We start from the raw sequence: 20,512 nt of genomic DNA, 5'->3' as shown, positions 1-20,512 counted from the left end.
TGAGAATGCGTTTGTATTCGGCTATCATTGTCAGTTAGTTTGTCCAATTATTGGCTGGACAAATTCAGAGTTCAGATACTTCTTGACTGTTGCGGAGAATCTTTCCGAAGAATATTCGTCATAGAACATGACCATATTGTAAATGCTGCTTCGCCCGAAACCTTTGATGTCCGGTCGTTGAGAGCGGATATACTCGGACAGCTGGGTTACTACTTTACTTCCCCATTCTTCGCTTTTCAGTTTTGAAGAAACATAACCTCCCACATGCCAGGCAGTAAGTAACAATTCTTCGTTTACTGTTCTTGATGCTCGGGCTTGATGCAAGAGAATAATATCTATAACTTCTCCAAACTGTTGTTCTCTTGATGCGATTATACTATCCTGTTTCATATTTTTCGTTCTTTTTCTTTATTTGCTAACAACATTTTGAGCTTTTGTTACAGCGGAGTTTGTAGCCCGCACCTCTCTTTTTAACTCACAATGCTACAGGTCTATTATATTGCAAATGTAGAGATTTATATTAACGTGAGTTCGATATAAAATCAAAAAAAAGAAAGTTGTCTGTCATTGACAAAATTTATATCAATAGCTGGCTTCTTTTCAAAAAAGCAGTATGCTGCGATAGCCGACAAAGAGTTAGCTATAAAGTTATTGAATGAACGATGTCTGGAGTGCTCTATCTGTGCAATGTTCTTCAATTCGTCATTGACCGTTTCGATCAGGGCTCTTTTTCTGAGCAAGATCTTGTCGGCAATACTCATCAGTGAGTTCTTCATATTGTTCTTGACCTTGGTGACAAGTTGTATGCCATTAAGAAAAAGATTCTCGAACAGGGCCTGACCAATATATCCTTTGTCTGCACATAGTTTTCCTTTAATGTTCTTCAGGAACTTGCCCAGCTTCAAAGGCTCCCGGTCATCCACGTTTCCGGGAGTAAACATGAAATTGAGAATTTCCCCTTTGTCATTGATTATCAGATGCAACTTGAATCCGAAGAACCATCCCATTGAACATTTTCCACGCTCGGCAAGTCCTTCAAATGTCTTATGAATAAGGATTCTTTGGTTACGGCATACACGTAAGGGAGTGGAGTCCACAAAACTGATGCCGGTACAGGTTCCCAGCAGTACTTTTTTGATAAAGATGGTCAGGGGAAGTAGTACTTCCTTTTCCAATTCTACAAAACGGTTATAGGAAACTTGGCGCGGAAAAAGGTGTTTCAGATGTTTACAGACATACTCCTTGTAGTAATGCTTGAAACAGCGAAAACCACCGGAGTGAAACAGGATAAGAATAACCATAATCTCAGCATCACTCATACGGTTGGGTTTATTGCGATGCTTGGTCTTCTTATCATCAATCATATATTTTTCCTGTTGAAATGTAAATTCCTTGCAAAAATCATCGGCCATACAATAAATCTCTGTAACTTTAGACTCTGGAAACATAGTGATAATCGTTTAAATGTTATAATTGTTCACTATAAATTTAATACTTTTATCGCTATGTTCCTAATTTTCAGTGAAATATTTATTTGCTTATATCGAACTCACGTTATATTAGATTATTGGGATGGTTTTGCATTTTGTTTAGTAATTATTTTATTCTCTTTTACGAAACCTCTTTCTGCTGTAATGGAAGCCATATTTTTCCGTACTTTTCAAGGAATAGAGCAGCAGTTTTGCATAAAAGATAAAAAAAGAGGATGCATCCATTTGCGGATACATCCTCTGTATAGGGAACTTAATCTTTTGTTTTTAGCCCTTAAGCTGAAGAGTCTTTTGCAACTCATCAACTTAAGAACTTAAAAACTCAGAAACTTATTTTTCTGCGACTACTTCTTCGTTTTTCTTCTTCAACAACATGAAGGCGATAGGAGAAGCGACGAAGAGTGAAGACAGTGTACCGAATACAACACCCAGAATCATGGCGAAGGCGAAGCTGCGGATAGAGTCACCACCGAGGATGAAGATACACAGCAACACGATCAAGGTACTCAGTGACGTATTGATGGTACGTGCCAGTGTCGTGTTCAGTGAGTCGTTGAACAGAGTCAGCTTGTCACGCTTCGGATAGAGACCGAGGAACTCACGTACACGGTCGAAGATAACCACCTTATCGTTGATAGAGTAACCGATAGCCGTCAGGATGGCACCGATAAATGTCTGGTCGATTTCGAGCGAGAACGGCAGGATGCCCCAGAAGATGGAGTATGCACCCAAGATGACGATGGTATCGCAAGCCAGAGCTGCTACAGAACCGATACTATAAGCGATGTTACGGAAGCGGAGCAGGATGTACAGACCGATAGCGATCAGAGCCAGTACAACAGACCAGATAGCTGATACCTTGATGTCGTCGGCGATGCTCGGACCTACCTTCTGCGAACTGATGATACTTCCGCCGGTGTGGTTCTCGCGGTCGATGAATGTTTCCAGCGAAATGTTCTGAGTGAGCAGCGGCTTCAGAGTCTCGTACAGATAAGCTTCGATTTCAGAGTCAACGTTGCTGCCTTCTTCCTGAATGCGGTAGTTGGTACTGATACGTACAGTCTTACCGTCGGTACCGATGGCGATAACGCTTACGTTAGCATCACCAAACTTGCTGGAGATGAGCTCACGTACCTGTTCAGGTTCAACTTCTTTCTCGAACTGTACCTTGAAGTTACGTCCACCGGTGAAGTCGATACTTTGGCTCAGACCGCGTGTAAACAGGAAGCCGAGGCAAACTACGACAACGATGAGTGTAGTAGTCATCCATACTTTTCTGCGACCCATGAAGTCGAAGTGAGTATTGGCCATCAGGTTCTTGGAGATACCGGTGCAGAATGTCAGGTTCAGCAGCTTGTCCTTACCCATGAAGTGTTCGTAGAACAGACGAGTCATGAACACGGCTGTAAAGAATGAAATCAGGATACCGATGATCAAGGTAGTAGCAAAACCACGGATAGGACCTGTACCGAAGTTGAACAGGATGATACCGGTGATGATAGATGTCAAGTTAGAGTCGAAGATGGCCGAGAAGGCGTTCGAATAACCATCAGCCAAGGCTTTCTTCACACCCTTGCCTGCGCGAAGCTCTTCCTTGGTACGTTCGTAGATCAACACGTTGGCATCCACAGCCATACCCAGTGACAGCACCATACCGGCGATACCGGACATTGTCAGTGCAGCCTGGAAGGAAGAAAGAATACCCAGTGTGAAGAACAAGTTCAGGATAAGGGCGCCGTTGGCAACCATACCGGGGATGAAACCATACATGGAGCACATGTAGATCATCAACAGCACGAGAGCCACGATGAATGAAATGATACCGGCGTTGATAGAAGCCTGACCGAGTGACGGACCTACGATGTCTTCCTGTACGATGTGGGCAGGAGCCGGCATCTTACCAGATTTCAATACGTTGGCCAAGTCTTTCGTTTCGTCGGGGGTGAAGTGACCGGTGATGACAGAGTTACCGCCAGTAATTTCGTTCATTACATTCGGAGCAGAATATACGTAGCCATCCAATACGATAGCGATGCTGCGGTTGATGTTCTGCTTGGTCAGCTGTGCCCAGCGGCGTGCACCGTCAGTATTCATAGACATGCTTACGCACGGTTTGCCATATTGGTCGTAGTCGTCCTTGGCGTCTACGATTACGTCACCTTCCATAGCGGCACGGCCGTTACGCTCGGTCGACTTGATGGCGTAGAGTTCGAAAGTCTGTGCTTTCGGGTCGAAAGCTACGGCAGAAACACCCCACTTCAGACGCAGGTCTTTCGGCAGTTCAGACAGAACTTCGGGCATTGACAGATATCTGTTGATTTCTGCTGTATCCTTATAGCTGGCATAGCCTACTACCGGACCACCATTGGGGTTCACCTGCAGAATGGCCAGCAACGGATGTTCTTTCTTGATTTGTTCCAGATCGACAGCCTGTGATTTGCTTTCGCCTTTCAGAGCGGCTGCAAGACTGTCGGTAGTGCTGGTAGCCTGAGCTACAACGGGAGCTTCGGTAGCAACTGTATCAACGGCAGTGCTGTCGGCTGCAGTCTGTGTGCTCTGCAGAACGCGCAACTTGTTGTCGGCTGATTGCAGGTAAGGAGCTACTTCGTTTGCATTGTAAGTTTCCCAGAATTCGAGGTTGGCAGAACCTTGCAACAATTTTCTTACACGTTCGGGCTCTTTGATACCAGGCAGTTCGACCATGATGCGGCCCATCTTGTCTTCCAGACTCTGGATGTTGGGCTGAACGACACCGAAACGGTCGATACGTGTACGGAGCACGTTGTATGAGTTGTCGACTGCGGCTTTAACTTCTTCGCGCAGAACCTTCTCAACTTCTGCATCCGAAGATTTCTGGTTTACTTTGTCTTTCAACTGTTGGGTAGCGAACAATTGTGCAAGAGGTTGGTCCGGAGCAAGTCTGTGGTACTCGCGAACGAACAGTGTGATAACGTCGTCCTGACTTGTTGTAGCTTGTTTAGCGGCTGTTGACAATGCCTGGTTGAACGCTTCGTCGGTTTTGTTGTCCGCCAATGTCTTGATGACATCGGGTACAGAAACTTCGAGGATGACGTTCATACCACCCTTCAAGTCCAAACCAAGACTGATTTCCATCTCACGACAATCTTTCAGAGTCCAGTTGCCAAACCACACTTTCTCGTTCGCCAGAGAATCCAGGTAGTCCTGCTCCACTTTCTCGTCTCCTTTTGCATACTCCTTAGCCTTGTTGGTATAGTAGCGAGTTACAAAAGAAAAGGACAAGTAGAACACGCAGACCAGTGTGAGCAAGATGGCAAAAACTCTTACAAATCCTTTGTTTTGCATGTTACTTTTAGTTTATTATGATTACTTTATTTAATTAATTCTGATGTATATAGGGCTGCAAATATAGCTTTTTTTTCACATTTGGAAGTAAAAGGAACTCAAATATTTGCATATTATTTCATTCCGCGGTTTTTTAACATCGGTTCCAGTTGGGGCTCGGCGCCGCGGAAATTCCTGTAAAGAGTCATGGCGTCTTCGCTGTCGCCTTTCTCCAGTACGTTGCGTCGGAACAGGTCGGCTGTGTGGCGGTCGAAGATGCCGTTTTCCTTGAAGGCTTCGAAAGCGTCGTTGTCGAGCACGTTGGCCCAAAGATAGCTGTAATAACCTGCTGCATAACCGCCGATGATGTGGCTGAAGTAGGTGGTACGGTAACGCGGAGCTATTTCGGGAATCAGTCCCAGACGGTCCATGGCTTCTTTCTCGAAGGCTACTACGTCCAGACCAGTCGTATCGGTCAGGTTATGCAGGTTCATATCCAAAAAGGCGGCTGCCATCAGTTCGGTCGTGATGAATCCCTGATTGAAAGTCTTCTGATTGAGGATCTTTTCGATCAGTTCGTCGGGAATTGTTTCGCCGGTCTGGTAATGCTTAGCATACATCTTCAGCACTTCGGGTTCAGTAGCCCAGTGCTCGTTGATCTGTGAGGGCAGCTCTACAAAGTCGCGTACGACGTTCGTGCCTGATGTTCCCTTATATTGGCACTTGGTTAACAGACCGTGCAAGGCATGACCGAATTCGTGGAACAGGGTTTCTACTTCGTCGATGGTAAGCAGAGAGGGAGTGTCGCCTACAGGTTTGGTAAAGCTAGCCACATTGCATACCAGCGGACGGATATCACCTTGCTGCTCGCGGTAATTGCTCATCCAGGCACCGCCGCTTTTGCCTGCACGTGGGAAGTAGTCGGTATAGAAGATTCCCAGTTGCGAGCCGTCGGCATCTTTCACTTCGAATACTTGTACGTCGGGATTGTAGACGGGAATGCTGTCCATTGGTGTAAGGGTGATGCCGTACAGCTTGTTGGCTACGGCGAAAGCGCCTTCGCGTACGTTTTCGAGTTTGAAGTAGGGTTTGATTTGCTCTTCTTCGAGGTTGTACTTCTCTTTACGCAGTTTCTCGGTGTAGTACCACCAGTCCCAGGCTTCCAGCTTTTCGCCTTTGTTTTCGCGGTCCATCAGTTTTTGTAACTCGGCTGCTTCGGCCTTGGCTTTGGGCAGGGCGTACTGCCACAGGTTGTTCAGGAAGTCCATGACGGTCTTTGAATCCTTCGCCATGGTATTGTCGAGTACAAAGTTGGAGTAGCAGTCGAATCCCAGCAGGCGGGCTTTTTCGAGGCGCAGGCTGACGATTTCGGTGATGATTTTCTTGTTATCGTTCTTGTCGTTGTTATTACCGCGCTGGATGTAGGCTTTGTATACCTTCTCGCGCAGCGGACGGTTGGCCGAATATTGCAGGAAAGGCAAGCGGCTGGAGTTGTGCAGGGTAAACAGCCATTTACCTTCCTGTCCGGCTGCTTTGGCTTCGGCTGCGGCGCTCTGACGGAACCATTCGGGCAGTCCGGTCAAGTCTTCTTCCTTGTCGACAAACAGTTTGAATTCGTTGTTTTCGTTCAGGATGTTCTTGTCGAAACGAATGCCGAGGGTAGAGAGTTGTTTGTTGATCTCGCGCAGGCGGGCTTGCTTGTCGGCAGGGAGGTTGGCACCCGAGCGAACGAAGCTTTTGTAAGTCTTCTCCAACAGACGGCGCTGTTCGGTGGTCAGTTGCAGGCTGTCTTTCTGCTGATAGACGTCTTTTATCTTGGCGAACAGTGCTTCGTTAAGGAGGATATTGTCATTGTGCTCGGACATGACAGGAGCCAGCTTCATGGACAGTGCTGTGAGCTCGTCGGTAGTTTCGGCTTCGGTCAGGTTATAGAATACACCTCCTACACGGTCCAGAATGGGTGAGCTGTTGTCGAAGGCTACAATGACGTTATCGAATGTAGGTGCTTCGGCATTGGAAGTGATGGCCTGGATGTTGGCGTTTTGTTCGTCGATGCCTTTCATGAAGGCTGGTTCGTAGTGTTCCAGTTTGATCTGGTCGAACGGCGGAACACCGTACGGGGTTTGGAACTCGGTAAGGAACGGATTGGTTTCCGTCTGAGTAGTACAAGAGTACATCATACAACTTGCTGCTAAAATTAGAATACTTTTCTTTATCATGGTATTAAGGATTTATGTTTCGTAAATCAGTTGATAGATTCCGGTTGTCACTTTCTCGGGGCAATGTAGCACCAGATGGGGTAATGGTCGGACTCTTTTATGGAGCGGTCTACCGTACAGTTAAAACTCTGCAGGTTCGGGCTGACCAGTATGTTGTCTATCCGGAAATAGAATTTGTTCTGGTTGTACGAAATGCCCAGCCCGCATCCCGACTGGGTGAAGGCATCATCCATGTCCTGACTGATGACGCGGTGGGCATAAGAGATAGGGGTATCGTTGAAGTCGCCGCATACTATGATGTAGGGATGTTTGGAGCGGGCAATGGCTTTGGCTATACTGTCGGCTTGTGGAGCACGTATGGCGGAGGCTTCGGCCAATTTGCGGACAAGCAGGCGGGCACCGCTTTTTACTTTTTCTTTTTGCGGGTCTTTCAGCATGCTTTCGTATACCACTTTGTCTTCTTTGGTCAGTTTGTTCGATTCCAGGTGATTGTTGATAAGAGTCAGAGTGTCTTCTCCAATCTTTATTTCGTAGACGACGGAACCGTTGTAGTCGCTTTTGTAGTTCAGGGTATGTGCCGAAAGGATGGGGAACTTGGAGTAACAGGCCATTTTATTGGTCGATCCTTTCCCTTCGCCTACCGTATGGATGCGGTGGTAAGGGTAGTCTTTCAATGCTTCTTCTACATCTTTCTGCATCAGGAACTTCTTGGCTGTAGACGTTGCATACTCCTGCAGGCACAGAATGTCGGCTTCGCTGTCTTTAAGATAATTCAGAATGGGGTTCTGTCCGTCTTTCTTCATGGTTCCGTCAAACCCCATGATGTTGTACGACAATACTTTGAAACTGCCTTCGGGCAGGTTGTCCGTATGCCAGTTAATAGGACAATACGTATGCAGCTGTGGAAAGCACAGCAGGAAGCCTGCCAGTGGTACCAGTGCCTGCTTGAAGCGCTGTATGATGAGCCAGAAAATCAGAAAGCCACCATTGACAAGTGCAAATATCGGAAAAGTCAGCCCGAAACAGGACTGTACGGGGTGTAACTCCGGATTGATGTACGGACTGTAGGCAGCAAACAGCAGGAGCCCGGTAAAGAGCACGTTGGCTGCCAGAATCAGAAATACTACAAAGTAACCGAGATGTTTCACTTGCTTTCGTCAATAATGGATGTTCTTTTTGCTGTCGAAGAGAACGGCTACCGTTTGCTGGCGTCGAACAGACTCTTCTTTTCGTCGGCTGTCAGACTTTCGTAACCCGACTTTTTCAGTTTGTCGAGTATGCGGTCTATTTCTTCCGACTGTGCCTTTTTACGGGCATTGTATTCGTAGTCGCTTTTCCGGTTGGCGCTGTAGTGCACCTTCATTTTGGGCTTGCGCGGCTTGAAACTGAACAACGAACTGACAGCATCGATCAGTTTGTTGATCCAGGCTGTTGCGTCCGTTCCTTTACTGAGTCCGGCTGCAAACCAAAGTCCGGCCAAGGCGCCACCCAGGTGTGCGATGTGTCCGCCGGCATTGCTCGAAGTAATGAACAGCAAATCGGTTCCGATGACAATCAGTGCCAGATATTTCAGACGGATGGTACCGAAAAGCAGCAGGCGGATAGGGTAGTTGGGTTCGCGGTAGGCTGTGGCCGTCACAATGGCCAGTACCGAAGCCGAAGCACCCAGCATGAAAGAGTAGTCGACCATGGGGCGGAAGTAGGGGAAGACGTTATAGGCAGCCATGTAGAGGATACCGCCGCAGATGCCGCCCAGCAGGTAGACACCCCGCAGGTGTTTGGACGTGAAGAACTGCAGAAACAAAGCCCCGAACCAGTAAAGCCACAGCATATTGAACAGGATGTGCAACAATCCACCATGCATGAACATGTACGTCAGGATGGACCACGGCTGCACGATGAAACGTGCAGGGGAAGCCGGCAGTTCGAACCACTCGTAGAGTCCGGAAAGGCTGCGGTTGAAAAGCTGTACGATGACTCCGCACAAGGTAGTCAGTACAAATACGGCCACATTGATGTAGATCAGCCGGATATAAATATTACCTCTACGGAAGGTCTCTCTCAATTCATTGATAATAGTAGCCATTTCTTCTGTTCTTTCTTCTCCAATACATTATTAATATAAAGCCGAATATCATACCGCCCAGGTGTGCAAAGTGAGCCACGTTGTCGCTGGGGTTGTTGGCGAAGCCCGACCACAGCTCAATCAGGGCATATCCCATGACAAAGTATTTGGCCTTGATGGGGAAAGGCAGGGGGAAGATGAACATCGGCTGGTTGGGGAACAGCATGCCAAATCCCAACAGGATAGCATAAACAGCTCCCGAGGCACCTACGGTCGAGGCGTTCAATGTTAGGTTCAGATTGGCCATGGCCGGATCGACGAAATTCATGTTACGACTCAGGGCTTTGGCTCCTTCGTTGAATACGCCTTCGATGGCTTCGGGCGACATACCCGACTCCAGCGTGATGTAGCGTATACCGGTCACCAGCTCCTGAATGAGTCCGGCTCCGATGCCGCACAGCAGATAGTAGAACAGGAAGCGTCGCGGTCCCCATACCTGCTCCAGAATGCGACCAAACATCCATACGGCAAACATATTGAAGAACAGGTGCGTGAATCCACCGTGCATAAACATGTAAGTGATGAGCTGGGCCGCGTTGAAATTGTCGGCCAGAATAAAGTGCAGTCCCAAGTATTCATTCAGATCGATGCCATAGCTTTGGGCAACGATGGTACCAAGAAACATCAGTACGTTGATGATTAAAAGGTTCTTGGTGACAGTAGGTATATTGTTCATAATCTGTTTTTTCGTTCTGTGAGTTGCAAAAATACGAATAATTTCTGTTCTATAACAGAAAATGGGCTGACTATTCTTTGTTTTTATCAGAAATCCAATCTTTTTTTAGTGTTTTTATTTGATATTCAGAAATATTACTCTATTTTTGTAGATACCTGATTTAGTGGAGGTAATCACTATTGTATAACATAATTTATTAATTCGTCCATTATGAATAAAGCAGAACTTATCAGTGCAATGGCTGCTGAGTCGGGATTGACAAAAGCCGATTGCCAAAAGGCGCTGGATGCATTTACTGCATCGGTGATCAAGACTTTGAAGGAAGGTGGAAAAGTGTCCTTGGTGGGGTTCGGTACCTTTTCGGTGATAGAAAGAGCTGAACGTTCGGGAATCAACCCTACGACGAAGGAAAAGATTGTTATTCCAGCTAGGAAAGCTGCGAAATTCAAACCCGGTAATGAGCTGACCTTCGAATAAAAAGGAAATACGGGTCGGCAGACAATACGACGAGGAGACGTGTCGAAGGAAAATGAGGTGACGGCATCCGGTAGGGCGGATGAAGCGTGCCGAGAGGTTTCTTCTGACACGTCTCCTCGTTTTGGTTACTGCCTTTCGGAGTGCTGTGTTGCAGCCGAAAACGTTTCGCAGGCCGGCATCCGCTTTGTTTACAGGTGAAAATCGTCTTTCAGTGAAAGAGAAGCTTGTACCTTTCCGTGCTTTTATGTACTTTTGCACCAGGAAAATACATTATAAGTCATGAATATAGAACAGAAACTGGTTTCGTCCGTAGTCAACGGACTGAAAGCACTGTACGGACAGGACGTTCCTGCCGCACAGGTGCAACTGCAAAAGACCAAGAAAGAATTTGAAGGCCACTTTACACTTGTGGTGTTCCCCTTCCTGCGCATGTCGAAGAAAGGACCGGAACAGACCGCACAGGAAATCGGTGAATACCTGAAGGCAAACGAACCTTCGGTAGCGGCATTCAACGTAATCAAGGGTTTCCTGAACCTGACCATCGCATCGTCGGCATGGATCGAGTTGCTGAACGGCATTCATACAGACAAGCAGTATGGTATTACGGCTGCCGGCGAACAGTCGCCGCTGGTGATGATCGAGTATTCGTCGCCCAACACCAACAAGCCTCTTCACCTGGGACACGTGCGCAATAACCTGCTGGGTAATGCGCTGGCCAATATCATTGCCGCCAACGGTAACCGTGTAGTGAAGACTAACATCGTGAACGACCGTGGTATACACATCTGCAAGTCGATGCTGGCCTGGTTGAAGTACGGAAACGGCGAGACTCCCGAGTCGAGTGGCAAGAAAGGCGACCATCTGATTGGTGATTACTACGTAGCTTTCGACAAGCACTTCAAAGCCGAAGTGAAGGAACTGATGGCCCAATATATGGCCGAAGGCATGGGCGAAGAAGAAGCTAAGGCAAAGGCCGAAGCCGAATCACCTTTGATGAAGGAAGCCCGCGAAATGTTGGTGAAATGGGAAGCTGGCGACCCCGAAGTACGTGCCCTTTGGCAAAAGATGAACGACTGGGTATATGCCGGATTTGACGAGACTTACAAGCTGATGGGTGTCAGCTTCGACAAGATATATTACGAGTCGAATACCTATCTGGAAGGCAAGAAGAAAGTGCTCGAAGGACTGGAGAAAGGACTTTTCTACCGCAAGGAAGACGGTTCCGTATGGGCCGACCTGACAGGCGAAGGCCTCGACCACAAGCTGCTGCTCCGTGCCGACGGTACATCGGTCTACATGACGCAGGACATCGGTACTGCCGAACAACGTTTTTCTGACTATCCCATCGACAAGATGATCTATGTAGTGGGTAACGAACAGAACTACCACTTTCAGGTACTGTCCATCCTGCTCGACCGTCTGGGCTTTGAGTGGGGTAAGAGCCTGGTGCACTTCTCTTACGGTATGGTGGAACTGCCCGAAGGCAAGATGAAGAGCCGCGAAGGTACCGTAGTTGATGCCGACGACCTGATGGAAGAAATGATCAATACAGCCAAGGAAACGAGCAACGAACTGGGCAAGCTTGACGGACTGACACAGGAAGAGGCCGATGACATTGCCCGCATTGTCGGTCTGGGTGCGTTGAAGTATTTTATTCTGAAGGTGGATGCCCGTAAGAACATGACGTTCAATCCGAAAGAATCAATCGACTTCAACGGTAATACCGGTCCGTTTATCCAATATACGTATGCCCGTATTCAGTCGGTACTGCGCAAGGCAAAGGAAGCCGGTATCACGGTTCCCGAACAGCTTCATGCCGGCATCGAGCTGAGCGAGAAGGAAGAAGGCTTGATTAAGATGGTAGCCGATTTTGCTGCGGTTGTGAAGCAAGCTGGTACGGACTACAGTCCTTCTATCATTGCTAATTACTGTTATGATCTGGTGAAGGAATACAATCAGTTCTACCACGACTTCAGCATCTTGCGCGAAGAGAATATCGATGTCAAGGTGTTCCGTCTGGCATTGTCAGAGAATGTAGCCAAGGTCGTTCGCCTGGGTATGGGACTGCTGGGCATCGAGGTGCCAGAACGCATGTAAGCCAAAGCCTATAAAGACTAAAAACGCATTAGCATATATGCCTTGATTTTTCCCCAGTTAGGAAAAAATATTTTCCTAACTGGGGAAATTTTTTTGCATACTTGGCCTTAAAAATCCATGGAGGTGATGCCGGTGTGTAATGCAAGTACGGCTCATGAGCCACACTTGCACGGTTCGCGAGCCGTACAAGTGTTGTTCATGAGCCGTGCAAGTGTTCTGCAAAGCTGCTATTTTCAGTTCAGTTTTTAGCGTTTGCCTGTGCTTTTGGCTTTTGCTTTTCCGCGTTTGGGCTTGTCGCCATCTTTGTCTTCCTGCAACTTGACGAGTTCCAGACATGATTGCAGGCTGAGGTCTTGCGGAACAATGTCTTTGGGTATCTTATAATTGTTGCCTTTGTAGGAAATGTAGGGGCCGTAGCGTCCGTTCATGATTTCCAGTTCGGGTTCTTCGTCAAACTTCTTCAGGTGGCGTTTGGCTTCTTCGGCTTCTTTTTCTTTGATCAGTTCCAAAGCTTCCTCCAGCGTAATAGCCAGCGGGTCGACACCCTTGGGCAGGGAAACATACATGCCATTGTAGTGGACGTAAGGACCAAAGCGTCCGGCACCGATGGTGATGGCCTTTCCTTCGTGATCGCCCAGTGTACGGGGCAACTTGAAGAGGTCGAGCACTTCTTCCAGGGTAACAGTTTCGATGGACATGTCTTTCTTCAGCTGGGCGAAGCGGGGCTTGTCCTTGTCGTCGGCTGTGCCAATCTGGGCAACCGGACCGAAACGACCGATTTTGACCGATACTTGCCGGCCGCTTGCAGGGTCTGTGCCCAAGATACGTTCACCGGCTTTGTGGGCGCTCTTGGTGGCAAGAGTCGATTCTACCGAAGGATGGAAATCCTTGTAGAACGTTTTCAGGATGGATGTCCATTGCTTCTCTCCCTCGGCAATTTCATCGAACTGCTTCTCGACATTGGCTGTGAAGTTGTAGTCGAGGATGTTGGGGAAGTATTCCAGCAGAAAATCGTTCACAACCGTTCCGGTATCGGTCGGAATCAGCTTGGCCTTCTCGGCACCGGTGATTTCCGTCCGGTTGGTGTCGGCGATGGTGCCGTTCTGCAGTGTAAGTACATTGTAAGTACGTTCTTCTCCTGCCTTGTCTCCTTTCTCTACATATTCGCGTTGCTGGATGGTAGAAATGGTGGGGGCGTAGGTTGACGGACGTCCGATGCCCAGTTCTTCGAGCTTGCGCACCAGGCTGGCCTCAGTGTAGCGTGGAGGATGCTGGGTGAAGCGCTCGGTAGCTACGATGTCCTGATATTCCAGCTTCTGTCCTTTTTTCAAAGGCGGCAGCAGGCGTGCTTCGTCTTCCTGCTCCATATCGTCGTCGTAAGATTCGCGGTAAACGCGCAGGAAACCGTCGAACTTGACCACTTCGCCAGTAGCTGTAAAGGCATCCGCTTCGTTGCTGATGCTGACGGTAACGGTGGTCTTTTCTACTTCGGCGTCGGCCATCTGTGAGGCGATGGTGCGTTTCCATATCAGGTCGTACAGACGTTTCTCCTGCGGAGTAGCGTCTATTTTCGATTTCTGCATATCGGTGGGGCGGATGGCTTCGTGCGCTTCCTGTGCACCCTTGGTCTTGGTGGCATAGTGGCGCGGGCTGACGTAGCGTTCGCCCATCAGGTTAAGGATGGCTTCTTTGCTGCCATTGATGGCGTATTCGGACAGGTTGACTGAGTCGGTACGCATGTAGGTGATGTTTCCCGATTCGTACAGCCGTTGTGCCACCATCATGGTCTGTGCCACGGTGAATCCCAATTTGCGGGCGGCTTCCTGTTGCAGGGTCGAGGTGGTGAAGGGGGCGGCAGGCGACTTCTTCAGCGGACGGGTAGTGATGTCGCTGATGGTGAACGTAGCTGTGCGGCAACCTTCCAGAAACTTCTGCGCTTCGGCCTTGGTCTTGAAGCGGCGAGGCAGTTCGGCTTTCATTTCGACTGTTTTTCCGTCGGCATCGGGCACCAGGAAAACTGCTGTCACACGGTAGGCGGCTTCGGTACGGAAAGCTTGTATCTCGCGTTCGCGCTCTACGATGAGGCGTACGGCTACCGACTGTACACGACCGGCCGAGAGGGCAGGCTTTACTTTCTTCCACAGTACGGGCGAGAGCTCGAAACCTACGATGCGATCCAGTACACGGCGTGCCTGCTGGGCATCAACCAGGTTGATGTCGATGTTGCGCGGGTGCTCGATAGCTTTCAGGATGGCGCTTTTCGTAATCTCGTGGAAGACGATGCGCTTCGTATGTTCGGGATTGAGTTTCAGTACTTCGTACAGATGCCATGCAATGGCTTCTCCTTCGCGGTCCTCATCGGAAGCCAACCATACGGTTTCGGCGTTGGCAGCCTCTTCCTTCAGTTCAGATACCACTTTCTTTTTGTCGGCCGGTATTTCATAGTGCGGCTCAAAGTTGTTTTCAATGTCGATACTGAATTCTTTTTTCTTCAAGTCGCGTATATGGCCATAGCTGGAAAGTACCTTGAAATCTTTTCCAAGGAATTTTTCGATGGTTTTAGCTTTGGCCGGAGACTCAACTATAACAAGGTTTTTTTGCATAAATTTTTGTTTTGTAGCGACTCCTGTCACTGAGTTTGCCCGCAAAAGTAGGAAAAAACATATTTCCCACCTTATAATATAAGAGATTTTAGCAAAAAAGACCTTTTTTTGTAGGAAGAGTTCTGCCCTTTAGAAGCAGAAACTTACTCCTCCTACGAAATTGATGCCTTCTGCCGGATATCCCAGGTAGTATTGATACTTCTGGTTCAGCAGGTTGTTGGCACGGGCATAGATCGAAATTCCCTTGAACAGCTTGTACTCCAGTCCGGCATAGAGGTTGCTGACGGCGTCGATTGTTTGGCCTTCCACTTCCTGACGGGCAATGTGCTGGTAGCCTAGCTTCAGCAGGAATGGAGAGACGGGGCGGATGTCGACATGCAGATCAGCTTCGAGAGCGGGCTTGAAGAGGAGGGCTGCTTCGGCATAGGGATTTGTTTCGTCTTTCTTTGTATCCCAGTTGCGGTACGTACCCGAGGCGGCGATGGCGAAAATATCCTTGTAAGAGTAGCTGACTTCGGCTCCGAAGTAGACGTTGCTGGTGTTCTGTCCGTACAGCAGCAGAGCATCGTCGCCGAAACCCTGTACCAGGTCATTCTTCAGGTTCTGGTAGCCGCCGTAAATGTTCATCCACAATCCGGTGACGGGACTGGCTTTGAAGCCGAGGGCAGCATTCAGCTGTTCGTAAGTGGCGTCGGCCTGGCTGGCCAACTGGCCGTAGGGGCATATCGTCTCCAGTCGGCGGAAGTCGTTTTGCTGTTTGCCGCCTTTGGCCTGTACGTAGAGCAGATAGCTGTCGGCAAAGTTGTATTGGGCATAAACGTCGGGGGCTGCGCGGAACGTCTTACCGAATCCGAATGCCAGGTCGACGTGTGCACCCAGACGGAGTGTCCAGTCGTCGTTCTGCAGGAGGTAATACGGATTCATGTCGAGCGATGTGTAGTTTTCAAAGTCCGTATGCTGATAGAGGACGTTGTCCATGGCAAGAGCGACGCTGATGGACTGTCCGTCGCTGATGTCGCCTGTTACTTCGGCTTTGGTGCGTATCAGGGTTTCCTGCAGGTCGTCGTAAGGCAGATCGTGCTGGCGCTGATAGAGCATGAGGTTGGTCTCGGCACTGAAGCGGAAAGGCATTTCTTCGTCGGTCGACCGAACACCTACATGGAAGTCGCCCGAAGTGAACTTTTGCTTATTGCTGGGCAGGGCAGGCAGCAGGTTGAAGTTGCTCAGTCCGAAGCGGCCGGCTACATTCAGATCTACTTTATTAAAGGCGTGCAGATAGTCGATGGCTGCACGGGTGCGGTAGTAGAAGGCATCCCATTCTCCGTTTTCGCCGGGCAGGTTGAGACTTCCGTTCATGCCATCCATACCGAAATTCAGGTTCAGGCGGTCGCGCGACGAGAGGCTGAACAGGTAGTTGGCCTGAGCGTCCAGATTGCCATAATTACCATAACCCAGCCGGACGTAGCCCGGAGCGGCTTTGGGTTGTGTTTCTTGTCCAGTATAGGCCTGCATGGTAGTTGCCGGAATCTGTGCGGCCGGAACCATTCGTGCATCGTACTCTACAGCTTTCTTGCTGACGGTAGGTGGAGTCACCTGAGGCACTACATTGATTTTGGTTGCATCGTTGATGTCGGGGGCGTATTCTTGTTCCACTACGACTGTACGGTTCACAGTGGTATCTTTGGCTTGTTCCTGTGCTTGGGCTTGCATTGGGAAGACGCAAGCCGATAAAGCGGTAGCTATCAGAATGGATTGTATCGTTTTCATTGTCTATTATTTCAATTTTTCTAGTCGTTCTTCAATCATGGTCTCTATGTCGTCGTCGGCCTGATAATTCTGTTGCAGGCTGAGCAGGTATTGGCGCGCGTCTACTTTCTTGTCCAAGGCCACGTAAACATCGGACAGAAGGATGAAGCTGCGTGCCAGCCAATAGGCATGCGGTGTGCTCTGGTCGATGAAGTTCAGTATTTCTTTTTCGGCCTTGGCATATTCGCCTTGGTTATAGAGCTGTTGTGCCAGCAGGTATTTGGCTTCGGCACCATAGAGAGTGCGGGTATCCTTGGCCAGTACTTCCAGGTCGGCCATGGCTTTTTGCGTGGCTTTCTGGTTCAGGTAGGCCTTGGCACGGAAGTACAGGGCTTCGTTGTGCAGCTCGGGCGAAAGTTTGGCTTCGCTCAGCAGGCTGGTAGCGGCATGTATGACTTCGGTGTCGTCTTTCAGCAGGGCGGCACAGCGCAATATTCCGGTCGTACCCAGCTGTCGGCGTTCGGCTGTCGAGGCTTTGGCTTGCAGCTGTTTGTAGTCGGCCATGGCCTGGTCATACTGCTGACGGTTGAACAGAATTTCGCTGTGCATCAGCAGAGCTTCTTCAGAGTAAGGATTGTCGGGATATTCCAACAACTTCTCGGCATGTTCGAGTACGGCATTGTCGTCCTGTTGCTTTTTGGCAATGACGCAGAGGTAGTAGCGTGCATTCAGAATGAAAGCACCGTTCGGGAAGCTTTGCAGGTAGCGGCTGAAGCTTTCCTTGGCAGGGGCGATTTCTCCCTTCATGTACACCTTTTCGGCTGCGATGTAGGTCAGCGAGTCTTGTTCGCTGGGTTCGAAGCTGATATTGCCGGGCAGTTGTGCGGCAAGGGCTGCGAACTCGTCTACGCGGTTGGCATCGACATAGATTGACTTCAGGTCGCGCATGGCCAGACGGGCTTCTTCACTACCAGGGTATTGGGTGACTACGTGCTTATAAGCTTCGATGGCACGGTTGTAGTCGTTATTCTGATAATAGAGCAATCCGATTTCGGCTGCAGCCTTGCGGCTGACTGGGCTTTCGGGGTATTTCTTCAGCAGTTCGCCGAAGGTAGCAATGGCTTGGCTGCTGTTGCCTGTCTGTACGTAGGAACGTCCTTTTTCGTAGAGGGCGTTGACGGCATAGGGCGAACTGGGGTATTTGGCCGCCAGCTGGTTCAGTAATTGCACCTTGCCGGAGTAGTCTTTCTGCAATCCGGCTACCAGAGCCAGCTGATAATAGGAGTAATCGCCCGACGGCGTATTCAGGTTCTCTGCACGGGTATAGTATTGACGGGCTTCGTCGAAGTAGCGGTTGTGCAGATAGCTGTCGCCGATACGGTTGTAGGCATCGGCCAGCAGTGCGGGGTTATTCCCTTTTTGCAGCTGAATGAACTTCTGGAAGTTGTTTTGTGCCGTACCGTAATCTTTACGATGGAAGGCAATGTAACCCAAGTTATAGTAGGCCAGGGCAAACATGTCTGAGTTTCGCTGGGGGGTAAGAGCCAGATAATCGTTGAAGTTGCGTGCGGCTTCCTGCATGCGGTTCAGACGATAGTAAGATTCGCCGCGCCAGTAGTAGGATTCGGCTTTGGTCTGTAGGTTATACTGCCCCAAGCTGATGCTTTGGCTGAAGTAGCCGATGGCCTGTTCGAACTGGGTGTTGGTAAATGCCTGTGTACCTAATTGGAAGAGGATCTTTTGTTTGGCTTCCAGTATGGCTGTGCCCGGATGGGCGATGCGTTCGATGGACTGCAGGGCAGCATCGTAGCTGCGGGTATTCATATAGACTTCTACCAGGTAGTTGCTTGCCTTGTCAGCGTAAACCGAATTGGGGAAGTCGTTCAGGAACTTCTCGAAAACGGTGACTGATTCGCCGAAAGCCGAGTACGAGGTTTCGTGTATGCAGAGGGCATGGTTGTAGGCAGCCTGTTCCTTTACACTGAGGTCGGCGTTGGAAGTGGCAGCCTGTTCGAAAGCCATGCGTGCCTTATTTTTGTCGTCCAGTTGCAGGTAAGCCAGACCCATGTGCAGCCATGCGTTCTGAGCCAGAGCGTCTTGTCCGTCGGCTACTTCGTTCAGCAGTTCGGGGACACGGGTGTAGACTTTGCAATGATAGCAGGCAAGGCCTTGCATGTAGCGGGCATCGCGTCGCAGAGGATGCGAGTTGCTCTCGCTGGCATATTGGTCGAAGGACTTCATGGCTTCGAGGTATTTGCCCGTATGGTATTCGGCCGTACCGAGTACGTGGTACATTTCAGCTTCATCGGGCTGGCCGGAGTAGGCCGACAGGTAGTTTTGTGCTACGATTTCGGCCTTGTCGAAATTCTTCTTGATAAGGTAGATTTCGGCTATATAATAAGGAACCAGTGATTGGTATTTCTTGTCATCCTGCAAGGAAAGGAACCCTTTGAGAGCATCGTCATACTGTTGTTGTGTATAGCGGATGTACGACAGATAATAAGTACAGTCGGCAGCATACTTCTCGCTGACGATGCGCAGTGTCTCGAACCAGGTAGCAGCTTCACGGGTATTCCCTGTTTTCAGATAGCTGACGGCGAGGCGGTAAGTCATGTCGTCGCGTTCGGCGTTACTGAGCAAGTCGAGCTGTGAACCGTTGAACATGGCCAGTGCTGCGTCGTAATCGCCTTTGAAGAAGTAAGTCGAGGCGATAAGTGCCTGCAGGCGGTTGGCGTGAGGCGTGTCGGGGTGTTTCTCCAGAAAGGCTTGCAATAGTTCGGTGCTGCGAGGGTTGCGCAGTTCGTATTCGGCACATACCAGCATATATTCGGCTTCCAGCCGTTCAGCGGTTTCGGAAAGGGGTTGTCCGTCTCGGTCGGTTTGCTGGATGAAGGCCTGCAAGGGCGGGATGGCTGCCGAATAGGCTTTCTGCTGAAACAGGTTTACTCCCTCCTGATAAAGCCGTTGGGGAGAGGTGCTTTGCCCGTTGGTCTGTGCCGTGGCGAGCAGGGGTGCACAGCAAAGGGCTGTGCAGAGTATCCGGGAGATTTTATTCTTCATTTTCTTGATTTTAGAATGTGTATCTGACAAAAATACGCTTTTCGGGTTGATTTTGTTGCATTTGTTTGGCTTTTTTATAGATTCGCGCGGAGTCTGCGGCTTTCCAGAAACTTTTGCAGGCCTTTGCGGATGGAAGTCAGGCCGAAGTCTTCAGGCCGGATGTCTTTTATTGGAAGGAAAAAGGCATCGGCGGCATCGTCCATGGCTTTGAAGTGAAGCAAGTCTTTCACAGTGCAGTGGAAAAACATGTCCAGCGTATGTACGGGGAAGCCCGAATAGATGTAAATGTTGGGTATCGAGAAAAGATACTCGGCACGGGTCACTTCCATACCGGTTTCTTCCTTTACTTCACGGCACACACCTTCTTCTCCGGTTTCGAACATATCGACAAAACCGCCTGGAAGGTCAAGAGTGCCTTTAGCCGGTTCCTTACCGCGCCGGCAGACCAGCAGTTCGTCCTGTTCATTGACGATGAGTGCTACGGTTGCCGACGAAGGGTTGAAATAGTAGACGAAACCGCAGTCGGGACATTGCTTGGATTTTTCGTTATGAATCTCGAAGCGGTGTGAACCACACTTTGGGCAATATTGAAATTGTGATAAAGGATGTTCCATGTTCTTTGTCTTTTTGCTTTGTCGGCAAAGATAATGCAATTTGGAGGGATAACTTTCAAATGCAAAAGATTTATTTTCACGCTATTTTGCTACATTTGTCAC

The 20,512-nt window shown here is 49.2% G+C and carries 12 protein-coding genes and 1 pseudogene; 2 read left to right on the top strand and 11 right to left on the bottom strand.

The window, feature by feature from the left end:
* Positions 1-39: 39 nt before the first annotated feature.
* The 7 genes and pseudogenes from BQ5591_RS00745 to BQ5591_RS00715 form a co-directional block, all read right to left on the bottom strand.
* Positions 40-390 (bottom strand): annotated as a pseudogene (locus BQ5591_RS00745) (DUF1016 N-terminal domain-containing protein); the annotation flags it as partial.
* Between the two features lie 152 nt (positions 391-542).
* Positions 543-1,448: an IS982 family transposase gene (locus BQ5591_RS00740; protein ID WP_071148053.1), complete on the bottom strand. Its 906-nt coding sequence runs from the start codon at positions 1,446-1,448 to the stop codon at positions 543-545.
* A 372-nt stretch (positions 1,449-1,820) separates the two neighbouring features.
* A complete protein-coding gene (secDF, locus tag BQ5591_RS00735) occupies positions 1,821-4,814 on the bottom strand; it encodes a protein translocase subunit SecDF (RefSeq protein WP_071148052.1) in 2,994 nt (997 codons plus the stop codon).
* A 113-nt stretch (positions 4,815-4,927) separates the two neighbouring features.
* On the bottom strand, positions 4,928-7,012 hold the full coding sequence (locus BQ5591_RS00730; RefSeq protein ID WP_071148051.1) for a M3 family metallopeptidase: 2,085 nt from the start codon (positions 7,010-7,012) through the stop codon (positions 4,928-4,930).
* A 47-nt stretch (positions 7,013-7,059) separates the two neighbouring features.
* Positions 7,060-8,160: an endonuclease/exonuclease/phosphatase family protein gene (locus BQ5591_RS00725; RefSeq protein ID WP_071148050.1), complete on the bottom strand. Its 1,101-nt coding sequence runs from the start codon at positions 8,158-8,160 to the stop codon at positions 7,060-7,062.
* Positions 8,161-8,207: 47 nt separating this feature from the next.
* Positions 8,208-9,098, bottom strand: a complete 891-nt coding sequence (locus BQ5591_RS00720; RefSeq protein ID WP_022162929.1) for a rhomboid family protein — start codon at positions 9,096-9,098, stop codon at positions 8,208-8,210.
* Complete coding sequence (locus BQ5591_RS00715; RefSeq protein WP_394331792.1) at positions 9,079-9,612, bottom strand: rhomboid family intramembrane serine protease; 534 nt, start codon at positions 9,610-9,612, stop codon at positions 9,079-9,081. The genes BQ5591_RS00720 and BQ5591_RS00715 overlap by 20 nt, the downstream gene beginning before the upstream one ends.
* Before the next feature lie 411 nt (positions 9,613-10,023).
* Between BQ5591_RS00715 and BQ5591_RS00710 the strand changes: the two genes are divergently transcribed.
* Positions 10,024-10,290, top strand: a complete 267-nt coding sequence (locus tag BQ5591_RS00710) for an HU family DNA-binding protein (RefSeq protein ID WP_022162927.1) — start codon at positions 10,024-10,026, stop codon at positions 10,288-10,290.
* Between the two features lie 279 nt (positions 10,291-10,569).
* Entirely contained in the window at positions 10,570-12,387 is a 1,818-nt protein-coding gene (argS, locus tag BQ5591_RS00700; protein ID WP_071148047.1) for an arginine--tRNA ligase, read from the top strand.
* 245 nt (positions 12,388-12,632) lie between these two features.
* On the opposite strand, the gene topA is transcribed toward argS, so the two are convergent.
* The 4 genes from topA to BQ5591_RS00680 form a co-directional block, all read right to left on the bottom strand.
* Positions 12,633-14,990 carry a type I DNA topoisomerase gene (gene topA / locus BQ5591_RS00695; protein ID WP_071148046.1) on the bottom strand — a complete coding sequence of 786 codons (2,358 nt, stop codon included), beginning with the start codon at positions 14,988-14,990 and terminating at the stop codon, positions 12,633-12,635.
* A gap of 129 nt (positions 14,991-15,119) precedes the next feature.
* Positions 15,120-16,757, bottom strand: coding sequence for a TonB-dependent receptor (locus tag BQ5591_RS00690; RefSeq protein WP_071148045.1), 1,638 nt, complete (start codon positions 16,755-16,757; stop codon positions 15,120-15,122).
* Positions 16,758-16,763: 6 nt separating this feature from the next.
* Positions 16,764-19,796: a tetratricopeptide repeat protein gene (locus BQ5591_RS00685; protein ID WP_071148539.1), complete on the bottom strand. Its 3,033-nt coding sequence runs from the start codon at positions 19,794-19,796 to the stop codon at positions 16,764-16,766.
* Between the two features lie 74 nt (positions 19,797-19,870).
* Complete coding sequence (locus tag BQ5591_RS00680; RefSeq protein WP_071148044.1) at positions 19,871-20,410, bottom strand: NUDIX domain-containing protein; 540 nt, start codon at positions 20,408-20,410, stop codon at positions 19,871-19,873.
* Positions 20,411-20,512 lie beyond the last annotated feature (102 nt).

This window comes from Bacteroides ndongoniae, assembly GCF_900108345.1.
GTDB lineage: Bacteria > Bacteroidota > Bacteroidia > Bacteroidales > Bacteroidaceae > Bacteroides > Bacteroides ndongoniae.
This window is presented reverse-complemented; position numbering and strand designations above follow the sequence as displayed.